This window comes from Microbacterium sp. NPDC086615, from assembly GCF_040686055.1.
Taxonomy (GTDB): Bacteria; Actinomycetota; Actinomycetes; order Actinomycetales; family Microbacteriaceae; genus Microbacterium.
On record NZ_JBFBJJ010000004.1, the window covers coordinates 31,026 to 47,249 of the forward strand.

The following is a 16,224-nucleotide window of genomic DNA, read 5'->3' on the forward strand; positions in this document are numbered from 1 at the left end:
CGTCGCGCGGCGTCATCAACGGCGTGCGGGGAATACGGGTGAAAGTAGGCTGTTTGCACCCCTGCACGGCATCCACAGCACTCGGATGCCTTCGGCCTGCGAAAGGACATCCCGCAATGCTGCGCCGCACTGCCCTCGCCACGAGCGCGCTCCTGATCTCAGCCCTGCTGCTCACCTCGTGCACGGGCTCGAACACCGCGCCCGGCCCGACCGGCGAGGCCGACCCGAACGCCACTCTCACGGTGCGCCTGTCGCTCGAGCCGTCGAACCTCGACATCCGCCACACCAGCGGAGCCGCCCTCGAGCAAGCCCTCGTCGACAACGTCTACCAGGGCCTCGTGACCCGCAACGGCGACGAGAACAACGCGATCGTGCCCGCGCTGGCCACCGAGTGGAACGTCTCGCCCGACGGTCTGACGTACACGTTCACGCTCCGTCAGGGCGTCACGTTCCACGACGGCAGCGCGCTCACCGCCGACGACGTCGTCACCTCGCTGCAGACCGCGAAAGACGACGCGACGGTGCAGAGCAGCGCCGACCTCGCGAATGTGGCATCCCTCTCCTCCCCCGACGCGTCCACCGTCGTCGTCACGCTCGCGAAGCCCAACATCGACTTCCTGTTCGCGCTGACGGGTCGCGCGGGCCTGATCTTCAAGAACGGCGACACGACGAGCCTCCAAACCGCCGAGAACGGCACGGGTCCCTTCCGCGTCGCGTCGTGGAACACGGGACAGAGCCTCACGCTCGCCCGGTACGACGGCTACTGGGGCGACAAGGCGGGAGTCGCCGAAGTCGTGCTCGACTACATCCCCGACCAGAGCGCGGCCACCAATGCGGCGGTCAGCGGCGACGTCGATGTCGCGCTCGAGATCGACCCCGACCTGCAGGGCCAGATCGAGGGGACCGGCAACTTCACGATCGAGTCCGGGCTCACCACCGACAAGGGCACCCTCGCGTTCAACAACCAGCGCGCCCCCCTGAACGACCAGCGCGTGCGCGAGGCCCTGCGTCTCGCGGTCGACCACAACGCGCTCGTCGAAACGCTGGTCACGGCGCAGCCGCTGAACGGTCCGATCCCCCCGCTCGACCCCGGCTACGAAGACCTCACGGGCAGCGTGTCGTACAACCCCGATCGTGCGCGCGAGCTGCTCGCCGAGGCGGGGGCCGACAACCTCACGCTCACGCTGAAGATCCCGAACGTCTACCCGAGCACGCTCGCCACCTTCCTCGTGTCGTCGTACGCCGATGTGGGAGTCACGCTCAAGGTCGACTCCGTCGACTTCTCCACGTGGCTGACCGACGTGTACACCAACCACGACTACGACCTGAGCTTCGTGCGCCACGTCGAGGCCCGGGACTTCGGCAACTGGGCCGACCCGACCTACTACTTCGGCTTCGACAACGCCGAGGTCCAGCGACTGTACGCGGAGGCCCTGGCGAGCACCGACGACCAGCAGTCGTCCGACCTCCTCGCCGAAGCCGCGCAGATCGTCGATGATCAGGATGCCGCCGACTGGCTGTTTCTCTCGGCCCCGCGCACCGCGGTCGCCACGAACGTGTCGAACTTCCCGAAGAACTCGCTGAACGTGCGCCTGCCGCTGGCGGGCGTGACCGTCTCGTCGGAGTGATCCGCTACGCGCTGACACGGCTGGGCCTGCTCGTGCTGGGCCTGGCCGTGGCCAGCGCGCTGATCTTCCTCTCGCTCCGGGTGCTCCCGGGCGACGTCGCCCAGCTGGTCGGGGGCACGCAGGCGAGCCCCGAGCAGGTCGCCGCGTTGCGCGAGAGGCTCGGGCTGAACGTCCCGCTGTGGCAGCAGTACCTCGACTGGATCGGCGGACTCTTCCGCGGCGACCTCGGCAGTTCGCTTCTCACCGGCACGCCGGTGATGAGCGAGCTGCTCAGCAAGGCGCAGGTGACCGTGCCCCTCGCGGCGATGTCGCTCACGGTGGCCCTCGTCGTCGGCATCCCCCTCGGAGTGATGTCGACCCTGGGCCGTCGGAGCGCGGGCGGGACCGCGATCAGCGTGGGGGCGCAGGCTCTCGCGGCCGTCCCCGTCGTGTGGGCGGGGATGATGCTCGTCGTCGTGTTCGCCGTGTGGCTGGGGTGGCTCCCACCGCAGGGCTTCCCCCGTGCCGGCTGGAACGATCCGGCTGCGGCGTTCCGGGCGCTCGTGCTGCCGGCGGTGACGATCGGCGTGGTCGAGGGGGCGATGCTCCTCCGCTTCGTGCGGAGCGCGACCCTGCAGGCGCTCGGCCAGGACTACGTGCGCACGGCGGCCGCGAAGGGCCTCACCCGGACGCGGGCACTGCTGCGCCACGGCCTGCCCAACGTGGGCCTGTCGATCATCACGGTGCTGGGGCTCCAGATCGCGGGGATCATCGTGGGCGCTGTCGTCATCGAGCAGCTGTTCACCCTCCCCGGCGTGGGGCGCATGCTGGTCGCCGACGTGGCGGCGCGCGACCTCCCCAAGGTGCAGGGAGAGCTGCTCGCCCTGACCGGTTTCGTGCTCATCGTCGGCTTCGTCGTCGATCTCGTCCACCGGCTGATCGACCCCCGGCAGAGGGAGGCCTCGTGAGCACCCTCAGACGTCTCTGGGCCCTCGGCACCGGGCGGTTCGGCATCCTGATCGTCGTTCTGCTGGTCGTGGTCGCCCTCGTCTCGTTCGTGTGGACGCCGTTCGACCCCGCCGCGGTCGATGCCCGCGCGCGCTGGACCGACCCGTCCTGGCCGCACGTACTCGGCACCGACAACAACGGCCGCGACATCGCGAGCCTCCTCATGGCCGGCACGCGCACGACGATCGCGGTCGCGGTGGGCGCCGGGGTCGTCGCCTCGGTGCTCGGCATCGCCCTCGCCGCTCTCGGCTCGCTCACCGCCCGGTGGATCCGCGAAAGCGTCGCGGTGCTCGTCGACATCCTCGTCGCCTTCCCCGTGCTGATCATCGCGATGATGATCTCGGCCGTATGGGGCGGCTCGCTCGCCGTGGTGATCTGGGCCGTCGGGATCGGCTTCGGCGTGAACATCGCGCGCGTCACCCGACCGGAGCTGCGCCGGGTGCTGCAGAGCGACTTCGTCCTGGCGGGGCGCGCGAGCGGGCTCACGACGTGGCAGAACCTCACGCGGCACCTGCTCCCGAACGTCGCGCCCGTCTTCATCGTGCAGTTGTCGTGGGGCATGGCCGTCGCCGTCCTCGCGGAGGCGGGCCTGTCGTACCTCGGCTTCGGCGCCCCGATCACCCAGCCGTCGTGGGGGGTGCTTCTCAACGACCTGCAGGCCTACATCGCCGTGCACCCGCTGACGGTGGTGTGGCCGGGGCTCGCGATCACCCTCACCGTGCTCGGACTCAATCTGCTCGGAGACGCTCTCCGCGAGGCCGCCGATCCGACGCTCGCCGAGCGCACGTCCGCCGCTCGCACCCATGTGCCGGGGGTGGTCGCGTGAGTCTCCGGGTGACCGACCTGCGCGTCGAGATCGACGGTCGCGCCGTCGTCGACGGGATCTCGTTCGAGGTGCCCGACGGTGCCCGCGTCGGTCTGATCGGCGAATCGGGGTCAGGGAAGTCCCTGACGGCCCTCGCGATCCTCGGGCTGCTCCCGGACGGCGCCCGCGCGACGGGGAGCGTCCGCTGGAACGACCGCGAGATCCTCGGCCTTCCGGATCGCGACCTCGCGAGCCTGCGCGGCGACGACATCGGCATGGTCTTCCAGGAGCCCCGCACCGCCCTGAACCCCCTCCACACGGTGGGCCGACAGATCGGCGAATCCGTGCGCATCCACGAGAGGGTCTCGCGTCGTGAAGCGCTCCGACGCGCCGTCATCGAGGCCGAGCGCGTGGCCCTGCCCGACCCCGAGCGCATCGTGTCGCGCTACCCGCACCAGCTCTCGGGCGGTCAGCGTCAGCGGGTCGCGATCGCGATGGCACTCGCATGCCGTCCGCGTCTGCTCATCGCCGACGAGCCGACCACCGCTCTCGACGTGACCATCCAGGCCGGTGTCCTCTCGCTGTTGCGTGAACTGGTCCAGGATGCCGGGATGTCGCTCGTCTTCATCACCCACGACCTCGCGGTCCTCGCGCAGGTCGCGACCCACGCGGTCGTCCTCGAGCACGGACGCGTGGTCGAGCGGGGCGAGGTCTCGGAGCTGCTGCGCGCACCGTCGTCCCCGATCACGCAGGCCCTGCTGCGGGATGCGACGGCGACGCTGTGGCATCCGGAGCATCCTGGTCGGGATGCCGGGACCCCGGACGATCCGCCCACGTTCGCGCACGGCGAAGGTTTCGCGGACGAGGAGGCGCCGTGAGCGAGACGCTGATCCACGCGCGCGGCCTGTCGCGGAGCTACCCCGCACCCCGCCGCGGCTTCGGCCGGCCCGAACGCACGGTCGGTCTCGACGACGTCGACCTGACGGTCCGCGCGGGCTCCGCCGTGGGTGTCATCGGCGAATCGGGATCGGGCAAATCGACGCTCGTCCGCCTGCTGCTGGGTCTCGACGTGCCGACGACCGGCACCGTCGAGGTCGACGGTCGGGCCGTCGACGCGCGCGGGTCGGCCCGGTCGCTGCACTGGCTGCGGCGGGCGACGGGCATCGTCTTCCAGGACCCGTACGCCTCGCTCGACCCCCGCATGAGCGTCGGCCGGATCGTCGGCGAGCCGCTCTGGGCGCTCGGCATCGAGGGCGACCGGCGCGCGCGCGTGCGCGAGGTGCTCGAGCAGGTCGGGCTCGATGCCGACATCGCCGCGCGCTTCCCGCACGAGTTCTCGGGAGGCCAGCGCCAGAGGATCGCCCTCGCGCGCGCGATCGTGCACCGCCCGCGCATCCTCGTCGGCGATGAGCCGCTGTCGGCGCTCGACGTGACCGTGCGCGCGCAGATCCTGCGGCTGCTCGCCCGCCTGCGCGCGGAAGAAGACCTGACGCTCCTGCTCGTCTCGCACGACATCGGTGTGGTGCAGAACGTGTGCGACCAGGTCGTCGTCATGAAGGACGGCCGCGTCGTCGAGCAGGGACCGACCGAGAAGGTGCTGTTGCAGCCCCAGGCCGCGTACACGCGGCAACTGTTGGCATCCGTTCCGACGCTTCCGCGCTGAGCGCACGGATCACTTTGGCGCCACGCGCGAGGTCGGGCACCTGGGCGTGCCGGCGACCGAGGCACGAGAACCGCGAGAGCCGACCCGTCCTCGTCTCGTCCCGTGCTCGGGGCGACGGATGCCGCGCCCCGGCGCCCGCGGACTCTTCGCGCAACTGTGGACAAGGGATGTCTCAACGTCGGAGGTCGGCGCTAGCCTCGGCGCATGATCCCCGGAATCGTTCCCCCCTTCCTGCTCGATCGGCTCGCCTCGACCGATGACCCCCGTCTCGCGCGAGCGGCCGCCGCCGCGCGGAAGACGCTCGCGATGCCGCGGCCGCAGCGTGCCACCCGTCGACGGCTGCGCCTGTCGATCGACGGCGATGCGCTCGTCGCCGAGGCCGTACCGGCACCCGACCGGGTCGTCTCCGACGCACGGAACACCGAGAACCTGCCCGGCCGCCGGGTGCGCAGTGAAGACGAGCCGCCGTCCGTCGACAGCGCCGTCGACGAGGCATACGACGGCCTCGGGGCCACGTACGACTTCTTCTGGGACGCCTTCGCTCGCGACGGCATCGACGCCGCCGGCGGCTCGCTGCTCGCGACCGTCCACTTCGGGGACGACTACGACAACGCGTTCTGGAACGGCGAGCGCATGGTCTTCGGCGACGGCGACGGCGAGGTGTTCGTGGGGTTCACGCGATCACTGAGCGTCATCGCGCACGAGCTGGGGCACGGGGTGACCGAGGCCGCCGGGGGCCTCGAGTACCAGGGGCAGTCGGGTGCGCTGAACGAGTCGCTGTCGGACGTGTTCGGGGCACTCGCCGAGCAGCACCACCGCGGCGAGCGGGCCGACGAGGCGTCGTGGCTGATCGGGTCCGGCATCTTCGCCGAGGCCGTCCAGGGCGAGGCGCTGAGGTCGATGAAGGCGCCGGGTACCGCGTACGACGACGACGTCCTCGGCAAGGACCCGCAGCCGGGGCACATGCGTGACTACGTCGAGACCGACGACGACAACGGCGGTGTACACATCAACTCCGGCATCCCCAACCGGGCCTTCTTCCTGGTCGCGACCCAGCTCGGCGGGTTCGCGTGGGAGCGTGCGGGCCTCATCTGGTACCGCACCCTGACCGCCGGAACGCTCTCGCCCACGGCCGACTTCGCCGCGTTTGCCCGCGCCACCCTGGCCGCGGCGGCGACCGAGTACGGTGAGGAGTCGGAGGAGGTCGCCGCCGTCCGCGCCGCGTGGGCCGGGGTCGGCGTCGAGGAGGATGCCGCAGCCTGACACCGACGAACGCTTCGCCATCGTGGTGGTTCGCTCCGGTGGGATCGCCGGCCTGTCGAAGCAGTGGCGGGCGGAACCCGATCCCGACCGGGCCCCGCATTGGCGCGAGCTCGTCGAGAGCTGCCCGTGGGATGCGCCTCCGACCCCCGCCACCGGGGCCGATCGGTTCCAGTGGCGCATCGAGGTGCGTCGTGGCGACACGGCGGTGCGCCAGGCGCGGCTCAGCGACCAGCAGGTCGAGGGGCCGTGGCGGTCGCTCGTCGACGAAGTGCGCCGGATCGCGGTTCAGGACCGACCGAGCGGGCAGAACTCCTGAGAAACCGGACGTCGATCCTCCCGCAAGCGCGGCACGCCGCATCCGGGGCGGAAACTCAGGAGTTCCGCCCGCCTCCCTGCCGCCGACACCGCGCGCGGCTCAGCCGAACAGCTTCCGCCGCTTCTTCTTCGACGGGATGCTCTTCTGCAGGTAGACCACGCCGAGCCACCGGCCGAACTTGAAGCCGACGCGACCCATACGGCCCACCTCGGTGAAGCCGAGCTTCTCGTGCAGGGCGATCGACGCGTCGGCGCCCTTGTCGCTGATCGCGGCGACCATCTCTCGGATGCCGAGATCCTGGCACGCCGCGATCAGCGCCTCAAGCAGCGCGCGGCCGAGCCCCTTGCCCGCGGCCGCCTGGCCCAGGTAGATCGAGTTCTCGACGGTGTAGCGGTAGGCGGACTTCGACTGCCACGGCTGCACGAGCGCGTATCCGAGCAGTTGGCCGCTCGGCGACTCCGCCACGAGGAACGGAAGTCCGAGCCGCTTCAGCGTCGCGAACTTGTCGCGCCACTTGGCGATCGACCACGCCTTCTCGTCGAAGGTGACCACGGAGTTGCGGACGTAGTAGTTGTAGATCTCGCGGATGTCGGGGATGTCCGCTTCCGTCGCGGGGCGGATCTCGTACGAGAAGGGGCGTTCCGGCTCGGGTGCGCGACGCAGGTGCGCCGGCAGCCGCCGACGGCTCTTCTCGTACTCTTCTTCCAGCACGCACGCCACTCTACGCAGACAGGCGTTTCGGGCGTATGACCCGAGCCGCGTCGACCCCAGCCGCGCGAGGACGTCCTCAGGCCGGAAGGCGCCAGTCCACGGGCTCCGCGCCCTGTTCCTCGAGCAGCGCGTTGACCCGCGAGAACGGCTTCGACCCGAAGAACCCGCGACTCGCCGACAGGGGTGACGGATGCGGCGACGAGACGATCGCCGTGTCGCCGAGCAGGGGCGTGAGGTTCATGGCGTCCCGGCCCCACAGCACCGCCACCAGCGGGGCGTCGCGCGCGACGAGGCAGCGGATCGCGTGCTCGGTGACACGCTCCCAGCCCCAGCCGCGGTGGGAAGCCGGGGCTCCCGGCGCCACCGTCAGCACCCTGTTCAGGAGCATGACGCCCTGCGCCGCCCATGCCGAGAGGTCGCCGTGGGGAGCGGGCGAGATGCCGAGATCGTCGGACAGCTCGCGGTAGATGTTCCCGAGGCTGCGGGGCAGCGGCCGGACGTGCGGGTCGACCGCGAAGGACAGGCCAATCGGATGCCCGGGCGTCGGGTACGGATCCTGGCCGACGATCAGCACGCGCACCGCGTCGATCGGCGTGCGGAATGCCCGCAGCACGAGGTCCCCCGCCGGCAGATAGGGCTTAGCCTCGCTGCGCAGACGCTCACCGATCGCGGCGATGTCGGCGGCCACCGGGGCCAGCGGCTCGACCCACGACGCGTTGATCAGCCCGGCATCCGCGAGCTCGACGAGAGACTTCGCCGTCACGCCGCGTCTTCTTCGTGCACCGACCCCTGGAACGACCAGGGGAAGTCGATCCACAGGTCGGTGTCTTTCCACGAGTAATCGGGCGTGATGATCGTCGACGGCTTGGTGTAGATCACCGCGGATCGCGTCTCGGCACCGTGCCGGGTGAGGAGCTTCACGGCGAGGTCCAGCGTGCGGCCGCTGTCGGCGACGTCGTCGACGAGGAGCACGCGGCGCCCGCTCAGGTACGACAGGTCGAGGGCGGGAGGGAGGACCTCGGGGTCGTCGAGCACCGTGCCGACCCCGGTGTAGAACTCGACGTTCAGCGCCCCGCAGTTCTTGGCTCCCAGGCCGTAGGCGATCGCGCCACCGGGGAGCAGTCCGCCGCGTGCGATCGCGACGACGACCTCGGGCTCGAAGCCATCCGCCACGATCGCTCGCGAGATGTCGCGGGTCGCCGCTCCGAAATCGTCCCAGCTCAACCGCTCACGCTCGTCCGTCACGCCGGACTCCTCTCATCGACTGCTTTCACCCTAGGGCGCGGGCCGCCGCTCTCGCGCCGCGCGCTCGCGAAAGCGACTACCGGATGCCACGCCCCCGCGGTGCTATCGTCGCGCCATGTCGCGCGTCTCCGGCGCGGTCGGCCGGGTGCGCGGGTCCGCGCTCGGGGTGACCGCGGGTCTCATCGGCTGGTTCGTCGTGGTCGAGCTCGCCAGCGGCATCCTGCAGGGGTACTACGTGCCGCTGCTGCCGGACATCGTCGTGCATCTCGGCATCCGCGATGCCGACGTCAACTGGTTCGAGGCCGCCCAGCTCCTGCTGTCGGCGCTCGTCCTCCCGATCCTCGCCAAGCTCGGCGACATGTTCGGGCACAAGCGCATCCTGCTCGCGTCCGCGATCGCGACCGCCGCGGCCAGCTGGTGGCTCGTCTTCGCCGACTCGTTCACGTCGTTCCTGCTCGCGTGGGCGCTGCAGGGGTTCTACGTCGTATGGCTGCCGCTCGAGATCGCCCTCATCTTCGACCGCGGCCGACGCCTCCAGCGCGGCGTCTCGCGCACCCGCAGCGCCGCGGGCCTGCTCGTCGTCGGCCTGCAAGCGGGCGCCATCATCGGCGCTCTCGCTGCCGGCCGCCTGTTCGCCGCGACGGGCGGAGACCTGCGACTCGCCCTCGCCGTCCCCGCGGTGGTGGTGACCCTCGTCTGCCTCGTCATCTGGCTGGGCGTTCCCGAGTCGGAGCGTACTTCCGACCCGCGGCGACTCGATGTCGGCGGCTTCGCGATCCTCGCGGGTGCACTCCTGTGCGTCACGGGCGCCCTCTCGTTCGTCCGGCTGCCGGAGGGGCCCGGACCCGTCGCGATCGGTGCGCTCCTCGTCGCGGGCGTCGCACTCGGCGCGATCTTCGTCTTGTTCGAGCTGCGTCAGCCCGATCCGGCGGTCGACATCCGCGTCCTCCGTCGCCCCGAGATGTGGCCGGTGCAGACGACCGCCTTCCTCGTCGGCATCAGCCTGCTCGGCGCGCAGGGCCCCCTCGCCACGTACGCCGGAACCGACCGGGCGCTCGGGTACGGACTGGGATTGGATGCCACCGACCGCTCGAACGTGATCGGTGTCTACCTCGTCTCGCTCATCGTGGGGGCCGTGCTGTTCGCCGTGACCTCGCGCCGCGCGAGTCCGCGGGCGGTGCTGATCGGCGCGGCGGTCCTCGTCGGTGCGGGATACGCGTTGCTCCTCCCCCTGCACGTCGAGCTGTGGCAGGTGCTGATGTGCCTCGCGATCGCCGGGCTCGGCTCGGGAGCGCTCGTCGCGGCGATGCCCGCGGCAGCCGCCGCCGCCGCACCGCGCGGGCAGACGGGTGTGGCATCCGCTCTCACGAACACGACGAAGACCGTGGGCGGAACGATGTCGTCCGCGGTGTTCGGGGTGGTGCTGGCGGCCGGGGCGGGCTCGGCGGTGGCGGCGACGGCCGCTCCCCTCGCGGGTTACCTGACCGTGTGGTCGATCTGCGCCGCCGGCGGGTTCGCCGCGGCGGTGCTGCTGCTCTTCGTCCCCCGCGTCGCGTTCGCCGACCGCCCCGAGGCCGAGGTGGATGCGCGCGCCGCGCAGGGCGACGTGAGCTGATCCTCGCCGTTCAGGGGCGCCCGAGGAGGAAGAACCCGACGACCAGCGCCACGACGATGCCGAACGACACCCAGGCCGCGAGGCCCCACGACGTCCTCAGACGGCGACCGGCCGGCGCCACCTCACCGGTGTCGCGCCGGAGCCCCGTCACCGCGGGGTCGTCTCGGAGCTGGCCCTCGCGCCAGCGCTCCCACTGCTCGAGCTTCGCGGCGAAGGCGTCCGCGGTGCGCATGACCTCGACCCACCGCTCCGGGTCGGTCGTGACGACATCGCGCGGGTGCACGAGAAGGAGCAGATCGTCGACGATCTCGATGTCCCATCCGCCCGCGTCATCGATCGCCTGGGCCATGACATCGGGCGTGAACAGGTAGAGCGCATCCGCCTCGTACCCCTCGGGGCAGTACAGGTCGAAATGCTCGTCGAAGTCGCCCTCGAGCGAGAGCCTCTGGGCCGAGTCGGGGACGGCCGCCACCGCGAACGCGCGGGTTCCGCGCCGGGCCGCGCGCACGATGATGTGCGGCAGCGGGCGCCGGAGGCCGATCCTGATCCACCCGCCCACGGGCGGGTAGGTGAACCGGCGGGTGGCGTTGCGGATCTCGTAGTCCGCCCACTCGACGGTCCGCCCGTCCGCGTTCTCGCGCGTCATCGCCCGCGAGACGGTGTGGCCCGTGATGCTCCACCACGCGCGCATCGTGCCCGAGCGCGGACCCGGGGTGTAGATGAGGCCGTTGTCTTCCGCGAAGTGCGCGAGGGCCCAGTGTTCGCGGGGGCGCGTGCGCCCTTTGGCCGTGCGGATGACGCCCCACACGCTGAAGACGAACACCCCGAGGAACATGAACGCGAACAGGGCCATCGGCCGGACCTCGTCGGACCCGCCGTGGCGGATCTCCGACGTGATGGTGGCCCACGACCCCAGCGCGCCGATCGTCGACACGATCAGGAGGAAGGTGAAGACGGCCCGCCGCCCCCTCCTCTCGGGGTCGCGGACGCGCGGGTACTCCCGCCGGAACCGCGCCCAGAACTCCCGGAGCTCGGCACGGCTCGGGCGCGCACGCAGCGCCTCGACGTCGAGCGTCGTCGGCTCGGTCACGACAGCGGGCTCTGCGTCACCGGGTTCGCAGAGGTCCCCGCGCCAACAGGTGCTGGGCCGACTGAGCGACCGGCCGCACGGTCACGAGGTCGAGGTTCACGTGCCCCGGGGCGTCGAGGGCGTACGCGATCACGTCGGCGACGTCGTCGGCCACGAGCGGCGCCTCGACGCCCTCGTAGAGCTTGTCGGCGGCATCCTGATCGCCACCCAGCCGGTTCAGCGTGAACTCCTCGGTGCGGACCATGCCCGGCGCGATCTCGATCACGCGGAGGGGCTCGCCGTTCAGCTCCTGACGCAGCGCGTGCACGAGCATGGATTCGCCGGCCTTCGCGGCGTTGTACCCGCCGCCACCGGGGTAGGCGGTCTGGGCGGCGGTCGAGGTGACGAAGAGCAGGTCGGCGTGCCCGGCGGCGTCGGCGGCGCGGCGCAGCGAAGGCAGGAGGGATGCCACGAGCCGCTGCGACGAGAGGACGTTGGCCTCGAACATCCAGCGCCAGTCATCGGGATCGCCGTCTTCGACGCGGTCGCTGCCGCGCGCCCCACCGGCGACGTGCACGAGGGCGTCGACCCCGCCGGTCTCGTCGAGCCAGTCGCTCAGGGCCGTGATGTCGTCGGCGTCGGTCAGGTCGGCCGCGCGGGCGACGACCCCCGTCTCGGCCTCGAGAGCCACGAGTCGGTCGGCGCGGCGGGCGACGCCCACGACGTCCCACCCCCGCGCGCGCAGGAGGCGAGCGGTCGCCTCTCCGATACCCGAACTGGCCCCGGTCACCACTGCGCGTCGCGTCATGGCATCCACGCTACTCGTCCCCTCCGACGTCGAGCCGGCAGGGCCGTGACCGCGTGTGACGGTGGTATTACGGCCCGTGACCCCGGCGGTTGTCGGTGTCGGAGGGGATCCCTACGCTCTCAGAAGGCCACGGCGACCGCCTCGGCCCCCAGACCAGAGGAGCAGCCATGTCGGCACCCGAGAACTGGCGTTTCGAGACCAAGCAGATCCACACGGGCGCGCAGCCCGACCCGGTGACGAAGGCCCGCGCCACCCCGATCTACCAGACCACGTCGTACGTCTTCGACAACGCCGACCACGCCGCGAACCTCTTCGCGCTGGCCGAGTTCGGCAACATCTACACGCGCATCCAGAACCCCACGCAAGACGTCGTCGAGCAGCGCGTCGCGGGCCTCGAGGGCGGCACCGGCGCCCTCCTCGTCGCCAGCGGCCAGGCAGCCGAGACGTTCGCGGTGCTCAACATCGCGCAGGCCGGCGACCACATCGTGTCGTCGAGCTCGATCTACGGGGGCACGTACAACCTCTTCAAGTACACCCTCGCCAAGCTCGGTATCGAGACGACCTTCGTCGAGAACCAGGACGACCCCGAAGAGTGGCGTGCCGCGATCCGCCCGAACACGAAGCTGTTCTTCGCCGAGACGATCGGCAACCCGAAGATCAACGTGCTCGACATCCGCACGGTCGCCGACGTCGCGCACGAGGCCGGCGTCCCCCTCATCGTCGACAACACGATCGCGACGCCGTACCTCATCCGTCCCTTCGAGCACGGGGCCGACATCATCGTGCACTCGGCGACGAAGTTCCTCGGCGGGCACGGCACCACCATCGGCGGTGTCATCGTCGACGGCGGCCGCTTCCCGTGGTCGGAGCACTCCGAGCGCTTCCCGGGCCTGACCACGCCCGACCCCTCGTACCACGGAGCGGTCTACACGCAGGCGGTCGGCGACGGCCTGGCCTACATCATCAAGGCGCGCGTGCAGCTGCTGCGCGACCTCGGTGCCTCGATCTCGCCGCAGAGCGCGTGGCAGCTCATCCAGGGCATCGAGACCCTGTCGCTGCGCATCGAGCGTCACGTGCAGAACGCGCAGGAGATCGCGGAGTGGCTCGAGAGCCACGACGATGTCGCGAGCGTCAACTACTCGGGGCTTCCCACCTCGCCCTGGTACGCCGCCGCGAACAACTACGCCCCCAAGGGCGTCGGCGCCGTGCTGTCGTTCGAGCTCAAGGGCGGCGTCGAGGCGGGTCGCGAGTTCGTCAACTCGCTGAACCTCTTCAGCCACCTCGCGAACATCGGCGACGTGCGCTCGCTCGTCATCCACCCCGCGTCGACCACGCACTCGCAGCTCACCCCCGAGCAGCAGCTGACCGCGGGCGTGACCCCCGGTCTCGTGCGCCTGTCGGTGGGTCTCGAGAACATCGACGACCTCAAGGCCGACCTCGACCAGGCCCTCGCCGCCGCGCGCCGCCTGTCGGAGGCCGCTCGCGCCTGACCCTCGCGCAGACACGCCCCGATCCGGCTTCGGCCGGGTCGGGGCGTCGTCGTGTGCGCCACCCCGTGCCGGTGCCGGGCATTCCGGTGACGAGCGGAGGGCGTGGGATGCCGGGAGGACCCGCGCCGCGAGATCCTCCTCCCTCCGTCCCTGCCCCTCCCTCCGTCACACCTTCTGCCGCGGCCGGAGGCTCCCGAGACCCCCGTCGACGCCGAGCACCTGGCCGGTCATCCAGGCGTTCTCGGGCGACAGCAAGAATTCCACCGCACGGGCGACGTCATCCGGCTCGCCGAGGCGGCCCAGCGGGTGCATCACCTCCGACACCTTCCGCGACAGGTCGCTCGAGGTGAGCTTCTCGGTCAAGCGCGTCTGGACGAGGCCGGGGGCGACCGCGTTCACCCGCAGACCGTGGGCCGCGTAGCTCGCCGCGGCCGACAGCGTCAGCCCGATCACCCCGGCCTTGGCCGCCGCGATCCCGTCGTGGTTCGGAAGCCCCGCGAGCGCCGCCGCCGACGAGACCAGCACGACCGCCCCGCCGCCGCGCAGGTGGGCCCCCGCGGCTCGGACCGCGGCGAACGCGGTCGTCAGCGACGCGGCGATCAGGCCGTCGTACTGTTCGCGCGAGATCAGGTGCGCGGGCTTGAGCAGCATCGATCCCGCGAACACCGCGATGCCGTCGAGCTCGCCCGCCTCGCGCACCACCCGGTCGACGGCGTCGAAGTCGGTGGCATCCAGGACGAAGTCGGGCTCGATGACCGAAGAGTCCCGTGCCGTGGTCAGGACGCGGTGGCCCGCGTCGCGCAGTCGCGTCGTGGTCGCGCGGCCGATGTCGCTCGACGCCGCGATGAGGAGGAAGGTCGCCATGCGGCGATCATCCCCACCCCCGCTTGCGGAGAGCGGGGGCTGGACAAGGCGCTCAGTCGGTGGTGAGCGCCGCGCGCAGCCTCTCGTTCTCGGCGAGCCACTCGGGATCGCCCTCCCACAGATCAGCGAGCTCGCCCTCGCCGGACGTCGCGACGGCGAGCGCCGAAGCGGCGAGGTCCACCAGCTCGGCAGACGGCGGCGACACCCGCGCCACGAACGCCTCGACGCTCTCGGCGGAGTCCGTCACCCGCCCCCGGCCCCGCGCCACGACCTCTGCCGCGGCGATCGCCGTCACCGCGTCGTCGGAGTCGAGGTCTGCCGGCGCCGACTCCGTCGCGACGCGCAGGGCGTCGCTCACGACGCTCCAGTCGCTCGCGTCGTCGAGCTCGTACGCCCAGTCGGCGGCACTGTCGTTTCCGAACGGTTTCGCGCTCCATGTCCCCATGCGTGGCATCGTAGACCGCGGTTCCGACATCGCCGTAACAGTCCGGTGAGGCTCCACCGGACCGGAGAGAATGGATGCCATGGACTGGCAGATCTCCGAAGACACGGTGCCCTCGGCACCGATCACGGAGGCCGACGCCCGCTCCCTGCTCGGCCGTCCTCCCGCGACGGGCGCCTGGCGCGACGGCGACCCGGTGGGCGAGCGCCGTTTCGCCGCTTTCGGAGCGTTCGCGCCCGAGAACGGCGAGTCCCTTCCGGCGTTCCGTCTCGCGTACGAATCGTGGGGTGAGCTCTCCACCGCACGCGACAACGCCGTGATCGTGCTGCACGCCCTGACCGGCGACAGCCACGTGCGCGGAGCGGCAGGTCCGGGCCACCCGACCGCCGGCTGGTGGAGCGATCTCGTCGGCCCGGGAGCCGCGATCGACACCGACCGGTGGTTCGTCGTCGCTCCCAACATGCTCGGCGGATGCCAGGGCTCGACGGGACCGGCGAGCATCGCGCCCGACGGTTACGAGTGGGCGTCGCGCTTCCCTTACCTGACCATCCGCGACCAGGTCCGCGCTCAGGCGCAGTTGGCCGACGCGCTCGGCATCGACCGCTGGGCCGCGGTGATCGGTGGATCGATGGGCGGAATGCACGCCCTCGAATGGGCGGTCGGGCACCCCGACCGGGTGGAGCGCGCCGCGATCCTGTCGGCCCCGCCCATCACCACCGCCGACCAGATCGCGCTCAACTCGGTGCAGCTCGACACGATCCGGATGGACCCGCGCTTCGCGGGCGGCGAGTACTACGACTCCGGCGACGGCGACGGCCCGCACCGCGGACTCGCCCTCGCCCGCCGCATGGCGCTGCTGAACTACCGCAGCCCCACCGAGCTCAACCAGCGTTTCCAGCGGTCGTGGCAGTCGGGCGTGAGCCCGCTCGGGCGCGGTGGCCGTTTCGCGGTCGAGTCGTACCTCGACTTCCACGGCAACAAGTTCACGCGGCGTTTCGACGCGAACAGCTACCTCACCCTCGTCGAGGCGATGAACTCCCACGACGTCGGGCGCGACCGCGACGGCGTCGAAGACGCTCTGCGTCGTGTCACCGCCGCGACGCTCGTGCTCGGCATCGACAGCGACCGTCTGTTCCCGATCGACGGTCAGCACCGCATCGCGCGCGGCATCCCGAACACGCTCGACGGCGACGAGGCGGTGGTCCTCGCGAGCGACTTCGGCCACGACGGCTTCCTGATCGAGACCGCGGCCGTCGCCACGCACCTCCGCCGCCTGCTCGCGACCTGACGATTCCGGATGCCGGGCCCCCGGCATCCG

General features: G+C 71.2%; 17 protein-coding genes. 10 read left to right on the top strand and 7 right to left on the bottom strand.

The window, feature by feature from the left end; genetic code table 11:
- Window positions 1-116 precede the first annotated feature (116 nt).
- From AB0O24_RS05720 to AB0O24_RS05750, 7 genes are all read left to right on the top strand, one after another.
- Window positions 117-1,628 carry an ABC transporter substrate-binding protein gene (locus tag AB0O24_RS05720; RefSeq protein WP_307382143.1) on the top strand — a complete coding sequence of 504 codons (1,512 nt, stop codon included), beginning with the start codon at window positions 117-119 and terminating at the stop codon, window positions 1,626-1,628.
- The gene (locus AB0O24_RS05725) at window positions 1,625-2,575 is read left to right on the top strand and encodes an ABC transporter permease (RefSeq protein WP_363373240.1); all 951 of its coding nucleotides are present in this window, start codon (window positions 1,625-1,627) and stop codon (window positions 2,573-2,575) included. The genes AB0O24_RS05720 and AB0O24_RS05725 overlap by 4 nt, the downstream gene beginning before the upstream one ends.
- A complete protein-coding gene (locus tag AB0O24_RS05730) occupies window positions 2,572-3,441 on the top strand; it encodes an ABC transporter permease (protein ID WP_307382144.1) in 870 nt (289 codons plus the stop codon). Before AB0O24_RS05725 ends, AB0O24_RS05730 begins: the two co-directional genes overlap by 4 nt.
- Entirely contained in the window at window positions 3,438-4,298 is an 861-nt protein-coding gene (locus AB0O24_RS05735; protein ID WP_363373243.1) for an ABC transporter ATP-binding protein, read from the top strand. The genes AB0O24_RS05730 and AB0O24_RS05735 overlap by 4 nt, the downstream gene beginning before the upstream one ends.
- On the top strand, window positions 4,295-5,083 hold the full coding sequence (locus tag AB0O24_RS05740) for an ATP-binding cassette domain-containing protein (RefSeq protein ID WP_307382146.1): 789 nt from the start codon (window positions 4,295-4,297) through the stop codon (window positions 5,081-5,083). The genes AB0O24_RS05735 and AB0O24_RS05740 overlap by 4 nt, the downstream gene beginning before the upstream one ends.
- Window positions 5,084-5,287: 204 nt before the next feature.
- Window positions 5,288-6,346, top strand: coding sequence for a M4 family metallopeptidase (locus AB0O24_RS05745; RefSeq protein WP_363373246.1), 1,059 nt, complete (start codon window positions 5,288-5,290; stop codon window positions 6,344-6,346).
- Window positions 6,333-6,662, top strand: a complete 330-nt coding sequence (locus AB0O24_RS05750) for a protealysin inhibitor emfourin (RefSeq protein ID WP_363373248.1) — start codon at window positions 6,333-6,335, stop codon at window positions 6,660-6,662. Before AB0O24_RS05745 ends, AB0O24_RS05750 begins: the two co-directional genes overlap by 14 nt.
- A 99-nt stretch (window positions 6,663-6,761) precedes the next feature.
- Here the strand turns inward: AB0O24_RS05750 and AB0O24_RS05755 are convergent, their stop codons facing one another.
- The 3 genes from AB0O24_RS05755 to AB0O24_RS05765 all read right to left on the bottom strand — a co-directional run bounded on the left by AB0O24_RS05755 (window position 6,762) and on the right by AB0O24_RS05765 (window position 8,618).
- Window positions 6,762-7,373 (bottom strand): GNAT family N-acetyltransferase, encoded by a 612-nt coding sequence (locus tag AB0O24_RS05755; RefSeq protein WP_058596554.1) that lies wholly within the window; start codon window positions 7,371-7,373, stop codon window positions 6,762-6,764.
- A 76-nt stretch (window positions 7,374-7,449) separates the two neighbouring features.
- A complete protein-coding gene (locus AB0O24_RS05760; RefSeq protein ID WP_275800865.1) occupies window positions 7,450-8,136 on the bottom strand; it encodes a uracil-DNA glycosylase in 687 nt (228 codons plus the stop codon).
- The gene (locus AB0O24_RS05765) at window positions 8,133-8,618 is read right to left on the bottom strand and encodes a phosphoribosyltransferase (protein ID WP_275800866.1); all 486 of its coding nucleotides are present in this window, start codon (window positions 8,616-8,618) and stop codon (window positions 8,133-8,135) included. Before AB0O24_RS05765 ends, AB0O24_RS05760 begins: the two co-directional genes overlap by 4 nt.
- A 115-nt stretch (window positions 8,619-8,733) precedes the next feature.
- Here AB0O24_RS05765 and AB0O24_RS05770 point away from each other — a divergent pair, with 115 nt between their 5' ends.
- Window positions 8,734-10,233: an MFS transporter gene (locus AB0O24_RS05770; protein WP_275800867.1), complete on the top strand. Its 1,500-nt coding sequence runs from the start codon at window positions 8,734-8,736 to the stop codon at window positions 10,231-10,233.
- A 10-nt stretch (window positions 10,234-10,243) separates the two neighbouring features.
- Here the strand turns inward: AB0O24_RS05770 and AB0O24_RS05775 are convergent, their stop codons facing one another.
- Both AB0O24_RS05775 and AB0O24_RS05780 read right to left on the bottom strand, forming a co-directional pair.
- Window positions 10,244-11,323: a hypothetical protein gene (locus tag AB0O24_RS05775; RefSeq protein WP_363373253.1), complete on the bottom strand. Its 1,080-nt coding sequence runs from the start codon at window positions 11,321-11,323 to the stop codon at window positions 10,244-10,246.
- Window positions 11,324-11,339: 16 nt separating this feature from the next.
- Window positions 11,340-12,110, bottom strand: a complete 771-nt coding sequence (locus tag AB0O24_RS05780) for an SDR family oxidoreductase (RefSeq protein WP_363373255.1) — start codon at window positions 12,108-12,110, stop codon at window positions 11,340-11,342.
- A gap of 167 nt (window positions 12,111-12,277) precedes the next feature.
- Between AB0O24_RS05780 and AB0O24_RS05785 the strand changes: the two genes are divergently transcribed.
- Window positions 12,278-13,600, top strand: coding sequence for a bifunctional o-acetylhomoserine/o-acetylserine sulfhydrylase (locus AB0O24_RS05785; protein ID WP_363373258.1), 1,323 nt, complete (start codon window positions 12,278-12,280; stop codon window positions 13,598-13,600).
- A gap of 165 nt (window positions 13,601-13,765) precedes the next feature.
- Here AB0O24_RS05785 and AB0O24_RS05790 read toward each other — a convergent pair whose 3' ends face one another.
- Complete coding sequence (locus AB0O24_RS05790) at window positions 13,766-14,464, bottom strand: SDR family oxidoreductase (protein WP_307382153.1); 699 nt, start codon at window positions 14,462-14,464, stop codon at window positions 13,766-13,768.
- A gap of 52 nt (window positions 14,465-14,516) precedes the next feature.
- On the bottom strand, window positions 14,517-14,909 hold the full coding sequence (locus AB0O24_RS05795; protein ID WP_275800625.1) for a DUF4259 domain-containing protein: 393 nt from the start codon (window positions 14,907-14,909) through the stop codon (window positions 14,517-14,519).
- Between the two features lie 79 nt (window positions 14,910-14,988).
- Here AB0O24_RS05795 and AB0O24_RS05800 point away from each other — a divergent pair, with 79 nt between their 5' ends.
- Complete coding sequence (locus tag AB0O24_RS05800; RefSeq protein ID WP_275800627.1) at window positions 14,989-16,194, top strand: homoserine O-acetyltransferase; 1,206 nt, start codon at window positions 14,989-14,991, stop codon at window positions 16,192-16,194.
- Window positions 16,195-16,224: the final 30 nt, after the last annotated feature.

Coding starts and splice junctions, on each gene's coding strand:
- AB0O24_RS05720 (WP_307382143.1), top strand. CDS start 117: ATGCTGCGCCGCACTGCCCTCGCCACGAGCGCGCTCCTGATCTCAGCC.
- AB0O24_RS05745 (WP_363373246.1), top strand. CDS start 5,288: ATGATCCCCGGAATCGTTCCCCCCTTCCTGCTCGATCGGCTCGCCTCG.
- AB0O24_RS05750 (WP_363373248.1), top strand. CDS start 6,333: ATGCCGCAGCCTGACACCGACGAACGCTTCGCCATCGTGGTGGTTCGC.
- AB0O24_RS05770 (WP_275800867.1), top strand. CDS start 8,734: ATGTCGCGCGTCTCCGGCGCGGTCGGCCGGGTGCGCGGGTCCGCGCTC.
- AB0O24_RS05780 (WP_363373255.1), bottom strand. CDS start 12,110: ATGACGCGACGCGCAGTGGTGACCGGGGCCAGTTCGGGTATCGGAGAG.
- AB0O24_RS05785 (WP_363373258.1), top strand. CDS start 12,278: ATGTCGGCACCCGAGAACTGGCGTTTCGAGACCAAGCAGATCCACACG.
- AB0O24_RS05790 (WP_307382153.1), bottom strand. CDS start 14,464: ATGGCGACCTTCCTCCTCATCGCGGCGTCGAGCGACATCGGCCGCGCG.
- AB0O24_RS05795 (WP_275800625.1), bottom strand. CDS start 14,909: ATGGGGACATGGAGCGCGAAACCGTTCGGAAACGACAGTGCCGCCGAC.
- AB0O24_RS05800 (WP_275800627.1), top strand. CDS start 14,989: ATGGACTGGCAGATCTCCGAAGACACGGTGCCCTCGGCACCGATCACG.